This is a genomic window from Acidithiobacillus sp. 'AMD consortium', assembly GCF_008926505.1.
Lineage (GTDB): Bacteria > Pseudomonadota > Gammaproteobacteria > Acidithiobacillales > Acidithiobacillaceae > Acidithiobacillus > Acidithiobacillus ferridurans.
This window is the reverse complement of record NZ_CP044411.1, coordinates 1,250,698-1,270,379: the sequence shown is the minus strand read 5'-3', so window position 1 is coordinate 1,270,379 and position 19,682 is coordinate 1,250,698. Positions and strand designations below refer to the sequence as shown.

General features: G+C 55.5%; 20 protein-coding genes and 1 pseudogene. 12 read left to right on the top strand and 9 right to left on the bottom strand.

Annotated features, from left to right (window positions below; genetic code table 11):
* Positions 1–66: 66 nt before the first annotated feature.
* From F6A13_RS06655 to F6A13_RS06645, 3 genes are all read right to left on the bottom strand, one after another.
* Positions 67–1,038 (bottom strand): nucleotidyl transferase AbiEii/AbiGii toxin family protein, encoded by a 972-nt coding sequence (locus tag F6A13_RS06655; protein ID WP_070807698.1) that lies wholly within the window; start codon positions 1,036–1,038, stop codon positions 67–69.
* A complete protein-coding gene (gene abiEi / locus F6A13_RS06650) occupies positions 1,028–1,570 on the bottom strand; it encodes a type IV toxin-antitoxin system AbiEi family antitoxin (RefSeq protein WP_041838684.1) in 543 nt (180 codons plus the stop codon). The genes F6A13_RS06655 and abiEi overlap by 11 nt, the downstream gene beginning before the upstream one ends.
* A 69-nt stretch (positions 1,571–1,639) precedes the next feature.
* Positions 1,640–2,131 carry a 1-acyl-sn-glycerol-3-phosphate acyltransferase gene (locus F6A13_RS06645; RefSeq protein ID WP_012536627.1) on the bottom strand — a complete coding sequence of 164 codons (492 nt, stop codon included), beginning with the start codon at positions 2,129–2,131 and terminating at the stop codon, positions 1,640–1,642.
* Positions 2,132–2,392: 261 nt separating this feature from the next.
* On the opposite strand from F6A13_RS06645, the gene F6A13_RS06640 reads away from it, so the two are divergent.
* The 3 genes and pseudogenes from F6A13_RS06640 to F6A13_RS06630 all read left to right on the top strand — a co-directional run.
* On the top strand, positions 2,393–3,289 hold the full coding sequence (locus tag F6A13_RS06640) for a hypothetical protein (protein ID WP_012536626.1): 897 nt from the start codon (positions 2,393–2,395) through the stop codon (positions 3,287–3,289).
* A 24-nt stretch (positions 3,290–3,313) separates the two neighbouring features.
* Positions 3,314–3,583: a type II toxin-antitoxin system RelB/DinJ family antitoxin gene (locus F6A13_RS06635; RefSeq protein ID WP_012536625.1), complete on the top strand. Its 270-nt coding sequence runs from the start codon at positions 3,314–3,316 to the stop codon at positions 3,581–3,583.
* Positions 3,570–3,704, top strand: a pseudogene (locus F6A13_RS06630) (type II toxin-antitoxin system mRNA interferase toxin, RelE/StbE family); the annotation flags it as partial. The gene F6A13_RS06635 and the pseudogene F6A13_RS06630, both read left to right, overlap by 14 nt.
* A 48-nt stretch (positions 3,705–3,752) precedes the next feature.
* On the opposite strand, the gene F6A13_RS15785 reads toward F6A13_RS06630, so the two are convergent.
* The 6 genes from F6A13_RS15785 to F6A13_RS06600 form a co-directional block, all read right to left on the bottom strand.
* Entirely contained in the window at positions 3,753–3,884 is a 132-nt protein-coding gene (locus F6A13_RS15785) for a hypothetical protein (protein ID WP_012607115.1), read from the bottom strand.
* A 422-nt stretch (positions 3,885–4,306) separates the two neighbouring features.
* Entirely contained in the window at positions 4,307–4,504 is a 198-nt protein-coding gene (locus F6A13_RS06620; RefSeq protein ID WP_329394548.1) for an HU family DNA-binding protein, read from the bottom strand.
* A gap of 32 nt (positions 4,505–4,536) precedes the next feature.
* The gene (locus F6A13_RS06615) at positions 4,537–4,890 is read right to left on the bottom strand and encodes a hypothetical protein (RefSeq protein ID WP_009560827.1); all 354 of its coding nucleotides are present in this window, start codon (positions 4,888–4,890) and stop codon (positions 4,537–4,539) included.
* Between the two features lie 11 nt (positions 4,891–4,901).
* Complete coding sequence (locus tag F6A13_RS06610; protein ID WP_012536624.1) at positions 4,902–5,177, bottom strand: HU family DNA-binding protein; 276 nt, start codon at positions 5,175–5,177, stop codon at positions 4,902–4,904.
* A gap of 66 nt (positions 5,178–5,243) precedes the next feature.
* Positions 5,244–5,567 carry an integration host factor subunit alpha gene (locus F6A13_RS06605; RefSeq protein ID WP_012536623.1) on the bottom strand — a complete coding sequence of 108 codons (324 nt, stop codon included), beginning with the start codon at positions 5,565–5,567 and terminating at the stop codon, positions 5,244–5,246.
* On the bottom strand, positions 5,564–6,238 hold the full coding sequence (locus F6A13_RS06600) for a hypothetical protein (protein ID WP_012536622.1): 675 nt from the start codon (positions 6,236–6,238) through the stop codon (positions 5,564–5,566). Before F6A13_RS06600 ends, F6A13_RS06605 begins: the two co-directional genes overlap by 4 nt.
* 349 nt (positions 6,239–6,587) lie before the next feature.
* On the opposite strand from F6A13_RS06600, the gene F6A13_RS15335 reads away from it, so the two are divergent.
* From F6A13_RS15335 to F6A13_RS06560, 9 genes are all read left to right on the top strand, one after another.
* Positions 6,588–6,749, top strand: coding sequence for a hypothetical protein (locus F6A13_RS15335; RefSeq protein ID WP_012536621.1), 162 nt, complete (start codon positions 6,588–6,590; stop codon positions 6,747–6,749).
* Between the two features lie 345 nt (positions 6,750–7,094).
* Positions 7,095–7,292: a type II toxin-antitoxin system VapB family antitoxin gene (locus tag F6A13_RS06595; RefSeq protein WP_012536620.1), complete on the top strand. Its 198-nt coding sequence runs from the start codon at positions 7,095–7,097 to the stop codon at positions 7,290–7,292.
* A complete protein-coding gene (locus F6A13_RS06590) occupies positions 7,289–7,663 on the top strand; it encodes a type II toxin-antitoxin system VapC family toxin (protein ID WP_012536619.1) in 375 nt (124 codons plus the stop codon). The genes F6A13_RS06595 and F6A13_RS06590 overlap by 4 nt, the downstream gene beginning before the upstream one ends.
* Positions 7,588–8,010, top strand: a complete 423-nt coding sequence (locus tag F6A13_RS15575; RefSeq protein WP_225981991.1) for an N-6 DNA methylase — start codon at positions 7,588–7,590, stop codon at positions 8,008–8,010. The genes F6A13_RS06590 and F6A13_RS15575 overlap by 76 nt, the downstream gene beginning before the upstream one ends.
* Positions 8,011–8,064: 54 nt before the next feature.
* Entirely contained in the window at positions 8,065–10,863 is a 2,799-nt protein-coding gene (locus tag F6A13_RS06580) for a class I SAM-dependent DNA methyltransferase (protein ID WP_012536617.1), read from the top strand.
* Positions 10,860–11,519 carry a helix-turn-helix domain-containing protein gene (locus F6A13_RS06575; RefSeq protein WP_012536616.1) on the top strand — a complete coding sequence of 220 codons (660 nt, stop codon included), beginning with the start codon at positions 10,860–10,862 and terminating at the stop codon, positions 11,517–11,519. The genes F6A13_RS06580 and F6A13_RS06575 overlap by 4 nt, the downstream gene beginning before the upstream one ends.
* A gap of 187 nt (positions 11,520–11,706) precedes the next feature.
* On the top strand, positions 11,707–13,818 hold the full coding sequence (locus tag F6A13_RS06570; protein WP_012536615.1) for a DEAD/DEAH box helicase: 2,112 nt from the start codon (positions 11,707–11,709) through the stop codon (positions 13,816–13,818).
* Positions 13,811–15,004, top strand: a complete 1,194-nt coding sequence (locus tag F6A13_RS06565; RefSeq protein WP_012536614.1) for a GIY-YIG nuclease family protein — start codon at positions 13,811–13,813, stop codon at positions 15,002–15,004. The genes F6A13_RS06570 and F6A13_RS06565 overlap by 8 nt, the downstream gene beginning before the upstream one ends.
* Before the next feature lie 315 nt (positions 15,005–15,319).
* A complete protein-coding gene (locus F6A13_RS06560; RefSeq protein WP_196219042.1) occupies positions 15,320–19,462 on the top strand; it encodes a hypothetical protein in 4,143 nt (1,380 codons plus the stop codon).
* The last annotated feature ends 220 nt before the right edge of the window (positions 19,463–19,682 follow it).

The window sequence follows — 19,682 nt, the reverse complement described above, 5'->3', positions numbered from 1 at the left end:
GGCCGAGCAGCGTCCTGCCCGGCATAGAGACGCAGTTGCTCTGCTGTGCCTTAAAATCAGGATGCCTTATAACTTCGGCCCACGTTTTTTCTTCCCTGGCAGCACCTGCTGGACTTTTTTGAGATCAAATTCCAGATCCTTCCGCAGACTGGATAGCAATCCGCTGACCGTATTCTCGAAATATTTCTCATACCCCTCCTTGCCAAACACCCTGTCATGTTGTGTTTGCGGCAGGAATCGCGCCATCTGCGCACGGAACCCCTCTCCACCAGCAATCACGGGAATCGCAGCAATGGCGCGATCCAAAAACTGGGGGAATTCATCCAATCCATAATCCGAGATTTTCCTTCTGACCAGTTGGGTATCCAACTGCGCTCCCTGACCAGATAACCACGCGATATCCCAAATATCCCGATGCCTGATCCGCGATGGGGTCAACTCCATCTCCTGGCCAATCATTCTGGAAATGGAAGCAGGAAGTGCAATCAGCTTGTCCGCCAGAATCTCATCCCTGGACTCGACCGCCACCAAAGGTTGACTACGCCCCTCCAGAACGGAATAGTTAATCCGCAATGGAAGAATATCCCTGGAATAGGCCGGTACGTTGGCAATTTCCAGTTTGATCTTTTGCCGTGGTACGTCCGGACGATCCGGACTGGTCTGGATCGTGACCATCCATTTATCTACCCGCACTGTCCCATCAAATGGAGCATCCCTGGGCTCCCGGACCGTGATATCCAGGTCAAAGCGCTTGCCAATCTTCCCGACAATGCAGCCTTTGACGGCGGCCATACTCCGGGCGGAAAAATTCTTTCCACCCGCAAAGTCAAGGTCTTCACTGAATCGCTCAGAGCCATAACATAGACGCAGAGAGGTTCCCCCCTGAAACACCAGATCCTTTAACAGCCCCTCTTCGTCCAATGCGCTAAAAATCTCATAGTGCAGCAATTCCTTCTCCACCACAGGACGCAAAAAACCCAGCCCGTCACCCCGCATGGCCACATCTACATATTGCGCAAAATCTTCTTTATTCATCATCCACCTCGTCCCGATCAATCAAGTCTATGTTCCGTCCTACACGATGGAGATCCTGGATGGCAGCCTGCTTTCTGGCAATACGCAATGGACGCCCCTTGACGACTAATGTTCTTTCCAGAAGATCCGGAATAGTGCGCTTGGTGTGCGTGAATTCAATAGCCCCAAAGGGGGTCTTGTGGAGTCCTTTCGCGCCTGTGGTCATTACCGTCAAGCGATCCACAGGAATCTGTGAGATCACACCATATTCCGAGAGAATACTTTCCAGAGAAACGTAATTGAAATCTCCCGGGCGCAGGGCCTGCGCGATCCGCTCGATCAGCCAGCCCCGGTGACGCGGCACAGCTGGACCAAAAACGTAGATGCCGCGAGCGGCGCGAACCAGAAGGTTGTCCTGGCACATGCGTTGCAAGCTCTTCTCCAGCGCTTTCTCATCCTCTTCCGGAAAAATCTTCTCCAGGTCTCGTCTGGAATAGACGACAAGCCCCTTCTGTTCCAGGGCGGATAGGCGATTCAGCAGATCCAGTCGTTTCATGTGCACGCGAACCAGACAGTTGTGTAGGGTTTCTATACACATAATAGAATCTGCCATGTCGCTTGTCTATCAAGACCCGCCTTCAGGCTGATCCCCGTGCGCACAGGGCAGACCAGTGACTGGGCATGGCTCAGGAGTGGCGCGGCGCTCACGCCCCTGATACGCCACTTGAGGGATCCCGAGGGTGTGAACCAGGCAAATCTCCGTGATCAGGCATCGGGATTTTCGGGCCAGCCAGGAGGCTCCAGGCATGTCTGGTCTGCCCGGCCTGGAAATGCCCGTTCCCTGCGGGAACAGCACCACTCCGTAGCCCGCCTCCAGGGTGCGCAGAATCACCCGAAGCGCCATGGGTGATCGTTGGTCAAGGGCGATCATGTGCTGGTGGCCGTGGACCCGGCCATACCAAGTCAGAGCCCTTCGCCAGAAAGGGTGGCGGGCATAATCGGGATCGACGGCGAACAGGTAGCCGCAACGTCCACCCATCTGATGCAGGTAACGGGCAATGACAGGGCCGTCCAGTAAGGACGCATGAGGACGGACAAGGATCAGGTGACCCGGCATGGCGATACTCCCGTGAAGGCTGATGGGAGGGTATAGATCATGCACAGGGCGGGTATCGGAGCATGCGGACAGTGAATCCTCCCGCGACTAAGCCAGGGCTGTAGTCGGGGCTTCGTGCTCTGCGCATGGCGAAAAATTCAGCACCCGCAAAGCATAGTTGGGACTGAGAACAAATTTGCCAAGAAGCGCACGACCTGGCGGAAGAAAATCTGAGCAGATGGTGCTACCCTAGGAGCAGCTTCAGATCGGACAAAAATTTCGATGAGCACTGAACATTTTCGGATTACCTACGATGGTCCAGCCTTGGATACGCACGAAATGGATGTGCGGGATCTGGCTCCCGCGCTGCTCTCTCTGGCAGACGCTTGTGATGCTGCCAGTCAGGCACTATTTGGCCCGAAGAGCAAAATGGTGGTAAACGTCAAGGCATCGTTCAAGACCGGCAGTTTTGGTGTAGACCTTACTTTGACATCCGGTGTGCTCCAGTCAACGATAGGCTGGTTTGCCGGTAAGGACGGGCAAGGGCTGGCCAACGCGACAGCAGTACTCCTGGGGTTGGGGGCTTTTGGCGGTGGCGCCATCGCTGCTCTGAAATGGTTGCGCGGACGAAAAATTCACAGGATAGATATTCACGGGAACAAACGAATTCTCATCACGGAAGATGAGGATCAGCTTGAAATCGAAGAATATACTCTTATTTTGCTTCAGCACCGCGAATTTCGGGAAAAGCTCGAAAAAGCATTGGATCCCCTGAACTGTGATGGCATTGAGACTATAGCGTTAGGCCGGGATGAATCTGTCGATGTCACTGTTAGCAAAAAGGAGCGTGGATACTTTGTTACTCCACCAGCCACGGATGAGATTTTGTTCTCTGAAGAGCGAACACAGGCTTTCTCTATCGCTAATCTGGCGTTTCAAGAAGGCAACAAGTGGAGACTGTATGATGGGCAGGCGACCGTATTTGTGTCTATTGAGGATACAGAATTCCTTCTTCGAGTGAACTCCGATAAGGAATCTTTTGCAAAATCGGACGTTTTGATTTGCCGCGTCCGGGTCACGCAATGGCAAACAGATGCCGGGGTAAAAACGGACTATGCCGTATTAAAAGTTCTGGAACACAAAACTCATGCCACACAGCTAAAATTGCCCACGGTGTAGCCTGAGCATTCCTGGAAAATTACCATGAGCACTACCACCGACACCTACGTCCGCGCCCGCATTGACACCAACACCAAGGAGCGGGCCGCCAGCGCGCTTGAAGCAATGGGGCTGTCGGTTTCCGACGCCATCCGTCTGCTGATGCTGCGCATCGCCGACGAACAACGCATGCCTTTCCACGTGAAGGTGCCCAACGCCACCACCAAGAAGGCCATTGCCGAGCTGGAAGCGGGCAAAGGCAAGAAGTTCACTAGCGTGGACGATCTGATGGCGGATTTGCATGCGGACGATTGACCGTTCCTCCGCGTTCAAACGCGACTACAAGCGCGAGGCCAAGGGCCAACACCGGGCCACGCTCGATGACACGCTCAGGCCGGTATTGGTGGCACTGGCGACTGATCAGCCCCTCGATGCATGACGAGCGTAGGTACTTCTACTTGGAACTTTGACTCGAAGAACCGTGCTAGATCATCAACCGCGTATTGAGCAGGCGCTCGCCGTTTACACCCGCAATTTCCACGGACATCTTTTGTAGTTGGTTGCGCTCGACTGAGAACCAGTCGGCACCAGAAAATAGGTATTTGCGATCGCGCATGATTCGAAGCTGTGTGAGTTATAACGCCAAACTTGAATGTGGTCAGCCAAATTGATGGTTCTCTGGTCAAGTTACATGAGGGGCAAACGGCGGCATAAAAAGGCCATGCAGCCCAATTTTGTGAACGGGGCGGCATGGCTCGGAGAGAGCGATTTCTCAGATCAGAACGGCGGATCGTTGACGATAGGGGGCGGCTGTCACGGATCGGCAATATGGCGCCACACCGTAGTCGGCGTAATGGCGCCATATTGCCGACCCGTGACATTGCTTGCCGGCAAAGATGGCGCGGACGCCGCTAAGGAAATTGCCGACAATGTTGTGGGATCGGACACCCGGCCATACACGGGGCCAATCACACGAACGATCTGTCTACTGGGACAGCCGTTGATGTCCGGTATAATGACTTTTGACCCATGGTCCACCTATGCTTCCGCATCCTGAACGTGTGGGTTACATCGTTGCCGCAATTTGGGGCGGGCCTTGAAAGTGACCACGCGACACGCAGTAATTTCACATGGCACGCCAGTTCCGGGGTTGCGCCCCGGTCTTGAGAAAAAACTGGCAACCAATTCCGCGCATCCCTTATGGCTGAAACCGAAGGTATCCACCAGGTAATCCATCAATTCCTGTCTGGTAACCGTCATAGTCGGACCTATCCGTTCTTGGGCCGCCGTCCACGCTTACCCTTACCATGCTCTGCCAGCAAAGCTTCACCACGCACCGAGAGGTCGGCTGCATCAGCGGAATCTGCCAGCACCTTCTCAATGGCCGCTATGTAATGCCGGAAATCCCAATCTGGTGCGAGAGTCGATGCAGCGCGCGCAAAGCGTTTTTCTTGTTCCAGATTTTTCTTGCGGCTGGACGGGGATTGCATCAGTTTTTTCTTTTCTTCCTCAATCTTGGCAAGCGCGGCACGCTGACGGTCCAGAATTTCGGCTTGCTGCTTTTCCAAATCCGCCAGACGTTGCTCGGCAGTACGACGAACATACTTTTTGGTTGCTTCCATGATGAGATCCTTTAGCTATTCACTTTATCCGCAAATTCTTTCCCCGCCTTGAACTTGATGCTCTTCTTCGCGGGAATGTCGATTTCCTGGCCTGTCGCCGGATTACGACCCTTACGGGCTGGCTTTTCTGCAACCTCAAACGTGCAGAAACCCGGAAAGACGATCTTCCCGGCTGTCGGCAACTCTGTTTCCAGCGTATGCCGGAAGACCTGAAACATTTTTTCGGCGTCGACCTTGGACATGGCCCCATGTTGCGCCAGGGCAGCGACGAATTCTAATTTATTCATGATTGACCTCAACAAAAGGAAAGGGTGCGCCTTACTTTAAGGAATGCCATTCCAATCCGCAAGCGGCTACTGAGGGGTTTTATGGCGTAGACGCCGAGAATACGGAAAAATCTGATTAGATTTCGCGCGCAACAGAGCACTTGCGCTGAATGTCACCACTCGACGGGCTTTGATTTCGTATGGTTGTCCGGTTTTGGGATTGCGGCCAGGGCGCGACGATTTAGCCCGCACGGTAAATCTACCGAATCCCGATAACTTGAGTTCCGACTCTGTGATGATAGCGGCACGCATGTGTTCAAAGAAGGCATCCACAAATTGCTCGGCTTGCGGATGGGTCCAACCGCCCACTTCCCACAAATGATTTGCCAGATCTTTCTTGGTAATAGTCATGGTTCCTTCAGTAGCTTTTTTAGGGCACGTTGCGCCGATGTCAATTCTTTGATCAGAAATTCATGCCCTTCTGAACGGGACAGGCATTCATCCTGGGCTTCCTGATAGGCCCCCTGAAAATCTCTGAACATGGCTTTGCGCTTGTCCTTGCCGGTCTGGATGAACGATTCGTCGTAGTGCGCCATGATATCCAGGGCAAAGGCACTGACAACAATGATGGCCGCGTTGGTGGCGTACTCCGCCATCAGGTCAGGACCGTAGCTGTCTATGGTCATGATGAAATCGTCCGACGGCAGCATCTCATCGAGCTTGTGCATCACTTTGTGGGCCTGTTCGCCTCGCCGGGCCAGACTGTCCACATCTTCCTGGGGAAATTCCGCTGGATGACGCATGGCGTAATCAATGAGCACGTTGGCCGCGTCCGTCAGCGCATTGAGGCCGTCGATAGTGCGCAGCAGGTGGGTCGTTGGCAGGTCATCGGCAGGGCGTTCCGCCGTGGGGGTAAGATACAGGCCACCAGCCTGAATAACCGCCATGAGTACATCCACAGGCTCGTTATGTATATCCGGCAGATGAAATGCGGGGTAGCCGCCTGCAAGGCCGCGTTCCTTGCGATTGGCTTTTGTAGATTTGCCGCTGCGGTCTTTGGGAAATGGGTGAACATTAGTCATGGCTGCAATTTAGCATGTTGGCGGGGACTGGCAAATCTTACAGACAGCCCCTTGGCGGGGTGTGCGGCCTTTCACCGGGGCAGACGGAAATACGCAGCAGAGAGGAATGCATAGCTTCCCGCAGGGTTCATCTGGGAACTGCGTGCCCCAGACGCTTTCCACCTGTATCTGTTAGAATGGCTTCGTCATCCTAAGCTGGTCAAGTTCGGATCCTGCCCGATCCTGCATAGCCGTTTTCAGATCCCGTAAAATGGCCCTCACAGGCCAGGAGCTTATGTGCCCGTAACCCCGTCTCTTTCACATTAACAATCCGTCCAAGCCGACGCCGTTTCGTGCGCGGCTTAACAGAATGCTCCGACTCATCGGGGGAATCGGAGCGGCAGAGTTCATGGTGGCGGAGGTGGTCCACCCGGAGGCCCTGGAGGGGGTCCGCCAAAAAATTCAGGAGGCCCTCCTGGTGGTGGCGGAGGTGGCGGTGCACCCGGCGGTGGCGGTGCTCTTACTGCTGTAAAGAACGCTCCCGGTGGTGGCGGAGGTGATGAAGCCGAACTTGGTCAGTGCTTTGATCCAGCGAGGAGCGTTGCCAACGCGTTGATATTGCGCAGGATGCCTGCACGTTACCCCCTTCTTTATCTTGCGTTCCGTTCCACTCCCCTCCCCTCTCTAGTGAATACTCCATTGGCTAAAAGACGGCGGCCTCAGGTTACGGCTGAAAGCCGGATCGGTCGGCGCTGCGACCAACGGCTGTCGCTACACAACATAGAAAGCATCGTCCGAATATGCGCACCGAGCCCATGACAAACCAACACCAAACATCTAAAATAACATCATATGATGCCATGGTGAGGTCCATCTTATGCGAACGACAATCAACCTGGATGATGAGCTCCTGGCCCAAGCCAAAACGCTCTGTGGCGTAGAAGACCGTGGCGCCCTCTTAAAAGAGGCCCTGCGTGCTTTGATTGAACGGGAAAGTGCCCGTCGCCTCGCTCGCTTGGGTGGAACAGAACCGCAATTACAGAACATTCCTCGCAGACGAGAGCCTGCCGCTTGATTCTGGTCGATACCTCCGTCTGGATCGACCATTTCCGCTCTGGAGATGCACACCTCTCTACTCTGCTTGATCATGCCATGGTGCAAACGCACGATTTCATCATCGGAGAAATCGCTTGCGGGAATCTCAAAAATCGGCAGCAGACCTTATATCTGCTCTCAGGCTTACCCCGATGCACCGCCACCTCTCCAGAAGAAACCCTGTTTTTTATTGGGCGTCATAGCCTGATGGGACGCGGTATAGGCTATATTGACGCGAGCATCCTAGCCTCCGCCATGCTCGTGCAGGCCAATTTATGGTCCCGCGACAGACGTCTCATGGCTCTGGCTACCGAACTTGGCTGCGCGTACTCGCCGACGTCATCCGAATAGAAGGCAGTTCAGTCCCACGCCGCGCTCCTTCCCGCCGTGCCTCCAATGCCTTATATTCAAGCCAGATATATAACAACTACCGACCGCAAGAGAGACGCATGTTCGAGCAGGCCTTCAAGAATATCGATGACATCCTCCACAAAACCGGCGAGATGGCGTTTCTATTTCTGCAGCACTTTATCCGCATGCTGAAGGCTGGTGGCCGGGGCGGAGTGGTCATTAAAAACACCTTCCTGAGCAATACGGACAATGCCTCGGTCAGTTTGCGCAAGCTGCTACTGGAAGGTCTCTTGGCGGTCTGTTCTGGTGCTTGCTGCGTGATGTGGGGCGATTCAGTATGTTATTAGGTAGCAGGGTCTGAGGCCCATGGGAAAAGAAAACTCCAATAGGCAAGATACCCCATGAATGCAGTAGAAATCGAAGCAGCCATATCAGACCTCGCCTTTCAGCCATTCGATGCGGCGGAGTTCCCGTTCGCGTTCCTGGCCGCTTTCGGCAATAAGGACACGGCCCTCAAGCGCCTGCGTACGGGCAACAATAACTCCTCGGACGTGCCCGGCGGCGTACTCCAGCGCAACAACATCCATATCGCCGTATGCGTAGAAGGCAACGTGGGCCAAACCCTCAAGGCATTACGCGCCAGCCCGGCCACCGCCAAGGCCAAAGCCAAGTTCATCCTCGCCACCGACGGGCTGACCCTGGAGGCCGAAGAACTGCTGAGTGGCGAAACCATCGCCTGCGCCTATTCGGACCTCCCCAACCACTTCGGCTTCTTACTGCCGCTGGCTGGAATCTCCACTATCAAGGAGATCAAGGACAACCCCATTGATGTGCGTGCCACCAGCAAACTGAACAAACTGTACGTCGAGCTACTGAGCGAAAACCCGGACTGGGCCTCGAGCGAGCGCCGCCACGACATGAACCACTTCATGGCCAGGCTGGTGTTCTGTTTTTTTGCCGAAGACACCGACATCTTCAATGACGAGGGGCTTTTCACGCGCACGGTAGAACAAATGAGCGAGAGAGATGGTGCCAATACCCATGAGGTGATGGAAACCATCTTCCGTGCCATGAACATTAAAACCGACGAGCGCGTAAACGCCCGGCCTCGCTTGCCGGTTTGGGCAAATCAGTTTCCCTACGTGAATGGTGGCCTCTTTTCCGGCAGTACCGAGGTGCCGCGCTTCACCCACATGGCACGTACCTACCTGCTGCATGCCGGTGGCCTGAACTGGAAACAAATCAACCCCGATATCTTCGGCAGCATGATCCAGGCCGTGGCCGATGACGAAGAGCGCGGCGCGTTGGGCATGCACTACACCAGCGTGCCCAATATCCTCAAGGTGCTGAATCCGCTGTTTCTGGATGATTTGCGCGCCCAGTTGACCGAAGCGGGCGATAACGAGCGTAAGTTGCTGAACCTGCGCAAACGCATGGCGCGCATCCGCGTGTTCGACCCGGCCTGCGGTTCCGGCAACTTTCTGGTTATCGCCTACAAGCAAATGCGCGGAATCGAGGCGGAAATCAATCGCCGCCTGGGTAAAACGCAACTTGGCAGTGAAATTCCGTTGACCAACTTCCGGGGCATTGAGTTACGCGATTTTCCGGCGGAGATTGCCCGTCTGGCGCTCATCATCGCCGAGTTCCAGTGCGATGTGCTGTATCGCGGACAGAAGGATGCGCTGGCGGAGTTTCTACCGCTGGATGCGCAGAACTGGATCGTCTGCGGCAATGCGCTGCGGCTGGACTGGTTGAGTGTCTGCCCGCCTACCTGGACGGGAGTGAAGCTGGTCGCAAATGATTTGTTTAGCACGCCGCTGGACCAGACAGAAATGGACTTTGCAAACGAAGGCGGGGAGACCTATATCTGTGGAAATCCGCCGTATCTCGGCTCCACTTGGCAGACGGACGAGCAGAAGGCGGATTTGCAGGCCATCTTCGCCAAGCGCACCAAGAACTGGAAATCGCTGGATTATGTGGCGGGTTGGTTCATGAAGGCCGCCGATTACGGCACCAAGACCAATGCCGCCGCCGCATTCGTGTCCACCAATTCCATTTGTCAGGGTTCACAGGTGCCGATTCTTTGGCCGTTGATTTTTGGCACCGGCAACCAGATTACGTTTGCGCACACCTCGTTCAAGTGGGCGAATTTGGCAAATCACAACGCGGGGGTAACGGTAGTGATTGTTGCGATTGCTAAACAGAATGGGAAGGCGAAGCGCTTGTTTTCCATGTCTGAAGATGGCGCAACTATCGAAAAGCAAACTGATTTCATCAATGCCTACCTCGTTAGTGGGGTTGATGTCATTGTTTCGCCAATATCTAAGTCATACGATATCCGAGGCTTAATGGAGTGGGGAAACAAACCGACTGATGGCGGCAATCTGCTTCTTTCGTCCGACGAACGCGAGAAATTATTGCGGGAATCCCCAAGTGCTGACCGCTTTGTTAAGCGTTTTGTTGGTGCTCAAGAGTTTATTCAGGGTGAGCAGCGTTATTGCCTGTGGATAGAGGACGAAGAACGTGAAGACGCTGAAGCTATTCCAGAGTTAAAGCGACGCATTGAGGCTGTAGCCAAGATGCGGTCCGATAGCAAGGCGGCCGAGACTCGACCAGCCGCCGCCTTCCCTCATCGCTTTCGGCAAATCCAGTCAACTGCGAAGGTTCATACGTTGGTCCTCGGAGCAATCAGTTCCGAAAATCGCGATTATTTGCCTTGTGGCTTGCTGCCGAGCAATACGATCATCTCCAACAAATGTTACGCTATTTACGATGCCCCTCTCTGGAACCTCGCCCTCATCGCCTCGCGTCTGCACTGGGTCTGGATTGGCACAGTCTGTGTGCGTCTTGAAATGCGTTTTTCTTATTCCAACACCCTCGGCTGGAATACCTTCCCCGTGCCACTGCTCACCGAGCAAAACAAAGCCGACCTGACCACCTGCGCGGAAAACATCCTGCTCGCACGCGAAGTCCATTTCCCCGCCACCATCGCCGACCTGTACGACCCTAATAACATGCCGGAGAATCTGCGCCACGCCCACGAGCGCAACGACGAGGTGCTGGAGCGCATCTACATCGGCCGCCGCTTCAAGAACGACACCGAGCGGCTGGAAAGACTGTTTGAGCTGTATACGAAAATGACGGCGGCAGCGGCCAAAGCCAAGCCTGCTGCCAAAGCAACCAAGGGGAAAGCTAGTTGAGCGAGCAACGCACGCTGGCCCTGATCGACGACCTGCTTCAGCGTCCGGCAGAGACCTCGTGGGTGGAGTTCAAAAAGAACAATGCTGATGCGCAGATGATCGGCAAGTTGATCTCGGCTCTGTCCAATGCGGCGCGGCTCGCTGATCAGCCGTTTGCCTATGTGTTGTGGTGCGTGCGTGATGGCGATCACGCGGCCATCAGCACCACATTCGAGCCTTCCGGTCAGTTGCAGCAAGGCCAGCCGCTGGATATGTGGTTGGCGCAGCGCCTGCAACCGGCCATTGCTTTCAACTTCAAGCTTGTCGATTACCACGGCATACGGCTGGGCATGCTGGAGATTCCGGCAGCCGCCGGCAGCCCGGTGGAATTTGAGCGGCAGGCTTTTATCCGCATCGGCAGTGCCACCCCCCGGCTTTCGGATCACCCGGAACGCTTGAAAGCCCTGTGGGCGAAATTGCAGCCCTATGCCTGGGAAACGGGCATCGCGGCGCAATTTCTGAGCGGCGATGAGGTGCTGGCGCGGCTGGATTACGCCACCTACTTTGACCTGACTGGCCAACCGTTGCCGGACAACCGCAAGGGCATTTTCGACAAGCTTACAGCCGACATCTGGTGCAGGGTGATGTGGGCGGGCTATGTCCCGTTCTGGGCATAGGAGGAGAAGGGGCTTGGAAAGTTTTGATCAGGTTTTGATTTCGCCCGCCGGAAACGCGGCTGTAACCGGGTGCGAAGCATAAAAACAACTATATGACAATAAGTTATGAGAAAACGGTGACCCTGGAAAGTTTTGATCCAGTTTTGATCGCCAGATCCACACACTTTGCACCACGACGACGGAAGCCATGAACGCAACGACCAACCCCACCAACACCTACACCGTGCCATCGGTATCCATCACCACGGCGCGTACGGGTGCCTCCAGCAAGGCCAACGTGCTGGGCATGCGCGCCATGCAGGAGCGCGCTTACGCCAAGCGCGGCGAGCAATACCTGCTGATCAAATCGCCCCCGGCATCGGGCAAATCCCGCGCGCTGATGTTCATTGCCCTGGACAAGCTCAACAACCAGGGTTTGCAGCAGGCCATCATCGTGGTGCCCGAGCGCTCCATCGGCGGCAGCTTTGCCGATGAACCCCTGAGCCAGTACGGCTTCTCTTGGGATTGGCGGGTGGCCCCACAGTGGAACCTGTGCAACGCGCCCGGCGTGGACGAGCCACGCGCGGCCAAGTCCAAGGTGGACGCGGTGCGGAAGTTCCTGGCAAGCTCCGACCAGACGCTGGTCTGCACCCACGCCACCTTCCGCTTCGCGGTGGAAGAGTTGGGCATTGATGCATTCGACAACCGCCTGATTGCCATCGACGAGTTCCATCACGTTTCCAGCAACCCGGACAACAAGCTGGGCAGTCAGCTCGGTGCCTTCATCGCCCGCGATAAGGTGCATCTGGTGGCTATGACCGGCTCCTACTTTCGTGGCGACAGCGAAGCGGTGCTGACCCCGGCGGATGAAGCCCGGTTCGAAACGATCACCTACACCTACTACGAGCAGCTCAATGGCTACAGCTGGCTCAAGTCGCTGGACATCGGCTACTTCTTCTATACGGGCCGGTACGTGGACGCCGTTGCGAAGGTGCTGGACCCGGCACTAAAAACCATCGTTCATATCCCCAACGTCAACTCGCGCGAGAGCCTGCAAGACAAAGAGCGCGAAGTGAATGAGATCATGCAGGCGCTGGGCGAATGGAAGGGCATCGACCCGGCCACCGGCTTCCACCAGATACAAACCACGAACGGCAGCACGCTGAAGGTGGCGGACCTTGTGGACGACAGCGACCCGGCCAGGCGTTCCCGCGTGCTGGCGGCACTGAAAGACCCGGCGCAGAAGGACAACCGCGACCATGTGGACGTCATCATCGCGCTGGGCATGGCGAAAGAAGGGTTCGACTGGATCTGGTGTGAACATGCACTGACCATCGGCTACCGCAGCAGCCTGACCGAAATCGTGCAGATCATTGGCCGCGCCACCCGCGATGCCGAGGGCAAGGAACGGGCGCGCTTCACCAATCTGATTGCCGAACCCGCAGCCGAACAAGCCGCTGTGGCCGAGGCGGTGAACGATCTGCTCAAGGCCATTTCCGCCAGTCTGCTGATGGAACAGGTTCTTGCACCACGCTACGAGTTCACCCCGAAGGACATGGGGCCGAAGGAGGGCTTTGACTATGGGCCCGACGGCTATCAGCCAGGCCGCACCAACGTGGGGGTGAATGAAGGCACCGGTCAGTACCACGTCGAGATCAACGGACTGGCCACGCCGGAAACCCCTGAAGCCACCCGCATCTGTAAAGAAGACTTGAACGAAGTCGTCACCAGTTTCCTGCAGGACAAGACGGTGCTGGAGCGCGGCCTGTTCGACCAGGAAAACACCTTGCCTGAAGAACTCACCCTGTTGCATATGGGCAAAATCGTGCGCGAGCGTTACCCGGAATTGAACGAGGCCGATCAGGAGGCCATTCGTCAACATGCCATCGCTGCCATGAACATCACCCAACAGGCCAAGTTGGCGTTGGCCCAGGCCGATGCCGAAGGTGCAACTCAAGGCAATACGGCCTTGCTGGATGGAGTGCGCAAGTTCGTCAACGTGCGCGACCTGGACATTGACCTGATCGACCGCATCAACCCCTTCGACGCCGCCTACGCGGTGCTGGCAAAAGCGATGGATGAGAAATCGCTGCGCCAGGTTCAGGCCAGCATTGCCGCCAAGAAGCTCAGCATTCCCGAAGATGAAGCTCGCGAGCTGGCAAAACGCGCCCTGCTGTTCAAGAATGAACGCGGCCGCCTGCCGAACATCCACTCCGCCGATGCATGGGAAAAGCGCATGGCCGAAGGCGTGGCTGCGCTGGCACGTTACCGTGCACAGGCCAAGGCGGCGCAAGCGCAGGGGGAATCCAGCAATGGCTGACATGAACGATGATGAGCTGCTGGATGCGCTGGGGGTAGAAGTCGCCCCAATGAAGGCCTCCAGCCGAACCCCGCGCGAGGAACGCATCATCGCGGGCTTCGAGGACATCCTGCGCTTCCATCAAGCGCATGGCCGCGCCCCGCTGCATGGCGAGGGTCGTGACATCTTTGAACGCCTGTATGCCGTGCGTTTGGACCAGATACGCAAGTTGCCGGAAGCGCAAACGCTCCTGGCCGGGTTGGATACACCGGGGCTATTGTCTGGCGCAGCAGCGGCTTCGGTCGATGTGGATGCGATGGACGAAGACACCTTGCTGGCGGAGCTGGGCATCGGTGATGGTCTCACGGATCAGAATGACGTCACCGTGCTGCGCCATGTGCGTTCTCATGTTGAAAAGCGTGCGGCGGAGGAAGTGGCCGAACGCACGTCGTGCCCGGATTTTGATCAGTTCCAACCGCTGTTCGAGCAGGCAGAACGAGATTTGAAGTCAGGTTATCGCATGGCGCAGCGCTTTGGACGAAATGCCAGCATTACCAGCGGGGACTACTTCATTCTCGGCGGGCAGCTTGCCTACGTGGCAGAAATTGGCGAAACCATCAAGGCGCCGAACGGCGAAAGCGACGCACGTCTTCGCGTCATCTATGCCAATAGCACAGAAAGCAACTTACTGCGCCGCTCGCTACAAAGGGCACTCTACAAGGATGACACCGGCCGTCGCCTGAGCGACTCAGGCATAGGGCCGCTGTTTGGCGATGCGCCTGAGCCAGACGACATCGAAACCGGAACCATCTACGTGCTGCGCAGCCTGTCCAGTCATCCATTCGTTGTCGAGCACCGCGAGTTGATTCACAAAATCGGCGTGACCGGCGGCAAGGTGGAGACTCGTATCGCAGGCGCAGAAAAGGATGCCACATATCTGCTAGCCGACGTAGAGGTGGTTGCCACCTACAAGCTCCACAACCTGAATCGCACAAGGCTAGAAAACATCTTCCATCGCTTATTCGGCGCAGCACAGATTGATTTGACCATCGAAGATCGCTTCGGACATCCGGTCAAACCAAGGGAGTGGTTTTTGGTGCCACTCCACGTGATTGACGAAGCGGTTCAGCGCATTCGGGATGGATCCATTACTGATGTGGTCTACGACCTGAAGAGTGCACGGCTGGTAGGCGAGACTCAAAAGTGACTCAGCGTTCTATAGGCTGATCGGCAGCAATAGACTGATTGCGGTCATTCACGCTGAGAGGGTGCCAGAAGAGTGGGGCTGGGGTATCTCTGAAGGTGCTCGGCTAGAAAAACAGACTTAGCACTATCTCATGGAATCAAAAAGCAATAGCATAGGCAGTGTGCCATTTTGCCTCTTTCGCGTTGATTCCCAATGTCTCAGTCGTATCTTCAATTACACCGTACCTTCTCCGTGGCAAAGGAAATATCGGATGATGCGGTGGACTATGATTACGAGATTTACCAGGCATTCCGTAACCTCTCTAACGAGCACAGGATGTGGGAAGATCTGCTTGAACACCAGGTTGTAGTCGTACTGGGCGAGGCTGGCATCGGCAAGACCACGGAGTTCCGAGACCGTGCCAACCGCCTTACGCAGGAGGGGCAGGCAGCTTTCTTTGTACCTCTCAATGCCGCCTTGGACAAGGCCTTACTTAATGAGCTATTGGCCGAGAGCCCATCCAACTTAGAAACCTGGCTCGCGAGCAATGAGCCGGGGTACTTCTTTCTCGATGCTGTTGATGAAGCGCGCCTTCAGGCACATAAGGACCTGGATTCGGCTCTCCGTAACATTGTTCGCCAACTGAGGTCGGGGCTTGGAAGAGCCCGTTTTATTCTGTCGAGCCGTATTACTGACTGGTATACGCCGGGCGTAAAGAGCATCGTCCAACAGGTTGTTTGCGACACTATTCAGCGACAAATCGATGGCAGTGAGGAAATCCGCCCCGCTGAATTTACTCTCGACCCCCTTTCTTCTGCCGAAGCCAAGCGACTGGCCATGGATTTCGGGGTCGGAGATGTCGATACCTTCTGGCAGAGCGTAGAAATCGGTGGTTACGAGTTCATGGCCAGTCGGCCCCTGGATCTGAAATGGATGACGGATTTTTGGAAACCCTACGGCCGGTTTGGGAGCCTGACCGAAATGATGGAAACGTCCATCTGGCAGAGGCTGCACGAAACCAATCCGAATCATGAGAGGTCGGACTGGGATTTATCGCCTGCCAGCCTGCTCAATGGCGCCGAATTGCTGGCGGCCGTCTGTACGCTGTCAGGCCGACCATTCATTGCCACTGCAGGGAGCGGGGGTGCTGCGGGCGCCTCCACCAATTGGGTGATCGCCACCGAAATGTTGGCAGATTGGAGATCGGGCGCGGTAAACACCCTCCTCAGCACGGCGGTCTTTGACGAGGCCAGTTACGGTCGTGTGCGATTTCATCACCGATCGGTTCGGGAATATTTGACTGCAAACTGGCTTTGTCAGCGTATGGTTAGAGGCCTGCCGTTCGAGATTATCAAGCGGCTATTTATCCAGGAGCTCTACGGTTATCCAGTGTGCGTCCGATCCAGGAGGTCGGTGCTCGGCTGGCTTGCGAGCATGCGCCATGAGGTGAGAGAGTTCGTCATTCGGGAATGCCCCGAGATTCTTTTCCAATCGGGCGACGCCGAAGCTTGGAGCGAAGAAGATGTTGCCGCCGCTCTGGAGAAATACTTCCACAAGGTACGGCATGGAGCCGTTTTCGGCTGGCCCAATGACCCCGGAGTCTTTGGGCGGATAGGAAGGCGTGCTGGCTCCGCCGTCATCAACCAGCTCCTGCAGAATAATGAAGATTCCCATGAGGTTCTCCTCCATCTCTTGGCCATCGTCCGGTCTGCCGGGCTGACTGGTTCCGCAGATTCAGTCTACCGGCTGTACGCTGACGAGGGCATGCCGCGCGAAGTCCGGGAAATAGCACTTGCGGCGCTTGTGGATGTTTCAACCCCTGAACAACTGGCGGCCGTACGTCGGGACCTTCTGGAAAGCAGGCTCGTCAGCAACAGGATGCGGGCCACTGCCTGCATAGCGTGTTTCCCCAAGTATCTCACGCCAGAAGAGCTGGTAGAGATTCTGGGCGCTGCAGCCCCAGAACCAAGCCATCTGAAGGGTACCCTTACCCAATGTGTTAAGGAAAAACTGCTGCCCGTATGCAGCCAACCAATTGCAATCAGGATTCTGGATAGCCTACTGGCGCTCCTGGAGGGACATAACGATATTTCCACCGGGGAAGCGCAAGCCGTCCCAACTCACAATGTTGCCCAACAAGGCGGAGAGCAGAGTTGGCTGGCCATTCTGCTGCCGGAGGTCTTTCTGGCGGCCCTCCCTTCCGGGGATGAGGAGCCTCCTGAAGTTTTTCACCGTGCTGCGGTATACATGGAGCGTATCCAGCGCTCTGGTATGTTGGACGCCGACGCAATAGACCGGGCCGCCGATGCCTTGGCCGATAAAACCAGATTCCGCCGCGCCTTAGCCTTAACTATTGCGGAGACTGATCCACAATCAGCCCCTTACCGGGTGGCTGGAAGATGGCCAAAGGCCATCGCAAGACTAAGCTCAAATAACCTCTCCTGGGTTCAGGAACTCGCCGCTGATTCCAATGCAACGGAGCACAGGCGACAGGTTGCTTTCAGTCTCCTTATAGCCATTACTATCCCCCTTAGTCCACCAGAGCGGCGAGCCCTACTGCGGGCAGCTATTCGTTCTTGCGATACAGAACTACGGTCCGAAACTTGGTTTCAGGTTGTCCGTAGCCATCGTCAGAATTCCCGTATCGAGAGGGAAATTCATGTCTCGAACGTTGCTAGAGATACGGCAAAACAGCGAGAAAGCGCTGATGCGCGGCTCCAGATGGAGAGAAGTCTGGAAGCTATTCGTAGCGGCAGAGACAGCAGAACTCTATGGTTTGTAGTGCACCGCATGCTCGACCATTCGTCCGGTGGTAAGCTGGGCATCACCAATCTCGGAGTGGTAGCCGACGAGTTTGGCCCTGAGATTGCCGAAGCGACCGCGACTGGGCTGAAGCAGTATTGGCGGCTCGTGGAACCGCCCTTGCCACGGGACGGGAAACCAAATGCCATACCCAATGCGGTGATAGCCGGACTCAGCGGCATCGCCTTGGATGTGGTGGCAGGGTTCGAGGTACATAGTGCCTCCCCACTCGAAATCAAACATCTAGCACGCTATGCCCTCTGGGAGAACGGAGCACCGCTCTGGTTCGAGGAACTGGCCAATGCTTTCCCCCAGGAAGTGGCTGATACCATCTGGCCTGCCATTGAGATGGACCTCTCAGCTCCATTGGGTGATGAGTATTACGCTAAGGGAGTGAACATTCTTGTCCACGGACCGACCGTTCTGAAAAGTAGAGTTGCCTCTTACTTGCGTGAGCCCCTTGAAAAACAGACAAATCTGGGGGCGATGTGGCCACACCTTCGCACAGTTCTGGAAATCCTTTTCTCCGTGGGGGAGCTTGACTCTGATTATCTGACCCGCAAAATTGAGGCCATTCTACGGCCTGCTGCGCAGGCGGGACGTTGGGGGCAAGTCGGCGCGTGGCTCTCTTTCTGGTTAAAGTTCGACCCCAAGGGGGCGTGGGCATCGTTCAAAGAGCTTTGGCAGTTGTTTGGGAACAAATCGGAAGATGCCGCAGTTGAAGTGGGTAGCGGATTGCACTCCGAGAATCCTTGGCCATTTATGCCAGCCTTCCTGCATTATGAATTAATAGCACCTACAGATGAATCTGTTCTCTTGTTAACTGAGATGTATGAATTTTTCGAGTCCCATATCTTGCGGAAGAATGACTTGCAACGCCCATCTGGGGTGGCTTACACGCCCGGGGTGCGGGAGTTCGCCCAAGGGATTCGAGATGGCATCCCACACCGTATCCGAGCGATTCCGGGCGCGGCCGCCCACGATTCGCTTGCCCGGCTGACAACAGAATACCGAGGCACTCCTTTGGGCCGATCGCTCCACACTTTGATGGAGGAGCACGACGTGGATAACGCGGAAAAGGCCGCCACGCTGCTCCCGAAAAACATTCCTGCACTGGGTGACATTTATTGTCACGACCCGCATTCAGAAGCCGATCTATTTCAGTTGGCTCTGGGCCGACTGGAAACCATAAGACAGGGCGTCGAATGCGGCCCATACAGTGAGAGGGAGCTTTTCCTCGAGGGAATGGAGGAGCGCAAGTTACAGATTTGGCTGGCGGCGAGGCTACTGGATACTCCAGGAAGGCGGTTTGGAGTTTCGCGCGAGGACGAGGTCGATATGCAGAAGGAACCTGACATTCATCTGCATCACCATGTAGGAAAAGTCTGCATTGAAATCAAGCCACTTGATGCACGTCGTTATACTGCAAACGAGCTCATAGAGGCTCTCCGGGACCAGCTTGTTGGCCAATACTTGGGTGGGCTCAATAGTCGACATGGAATCCTTGTCCTTTTCCTACTGAAGGAGCGCACATGGCAACTGCCCGGAAAAGGGCGAGCCAGCTACCCAGAGCTTCTCGAATTCATGGAAAACAACGCCAAAGAGATATTGGCTGTTACTCCCACTATCGAGAACCTCAGGATATTTGGAATAGATTGTACCGGGCATCATCTATAGTTTTGGGAAACAAATGTCTTTAGATCGGTTACTTTATTGGAAGTGAAGTCGATTTGAGTATGGTGGTATTGTGAAAATTATATGTTGTTTATTTGCAGGAACGATTATGCGCTGACGTTATCCAGATATCTGCATGACAGATGCGAGCGGCAGCAAACGTTGCCCTATCGTTATTGCGGCCTGATCGGCTTCAGGAAGCTGTCGTTGGGCCGATCTTGAG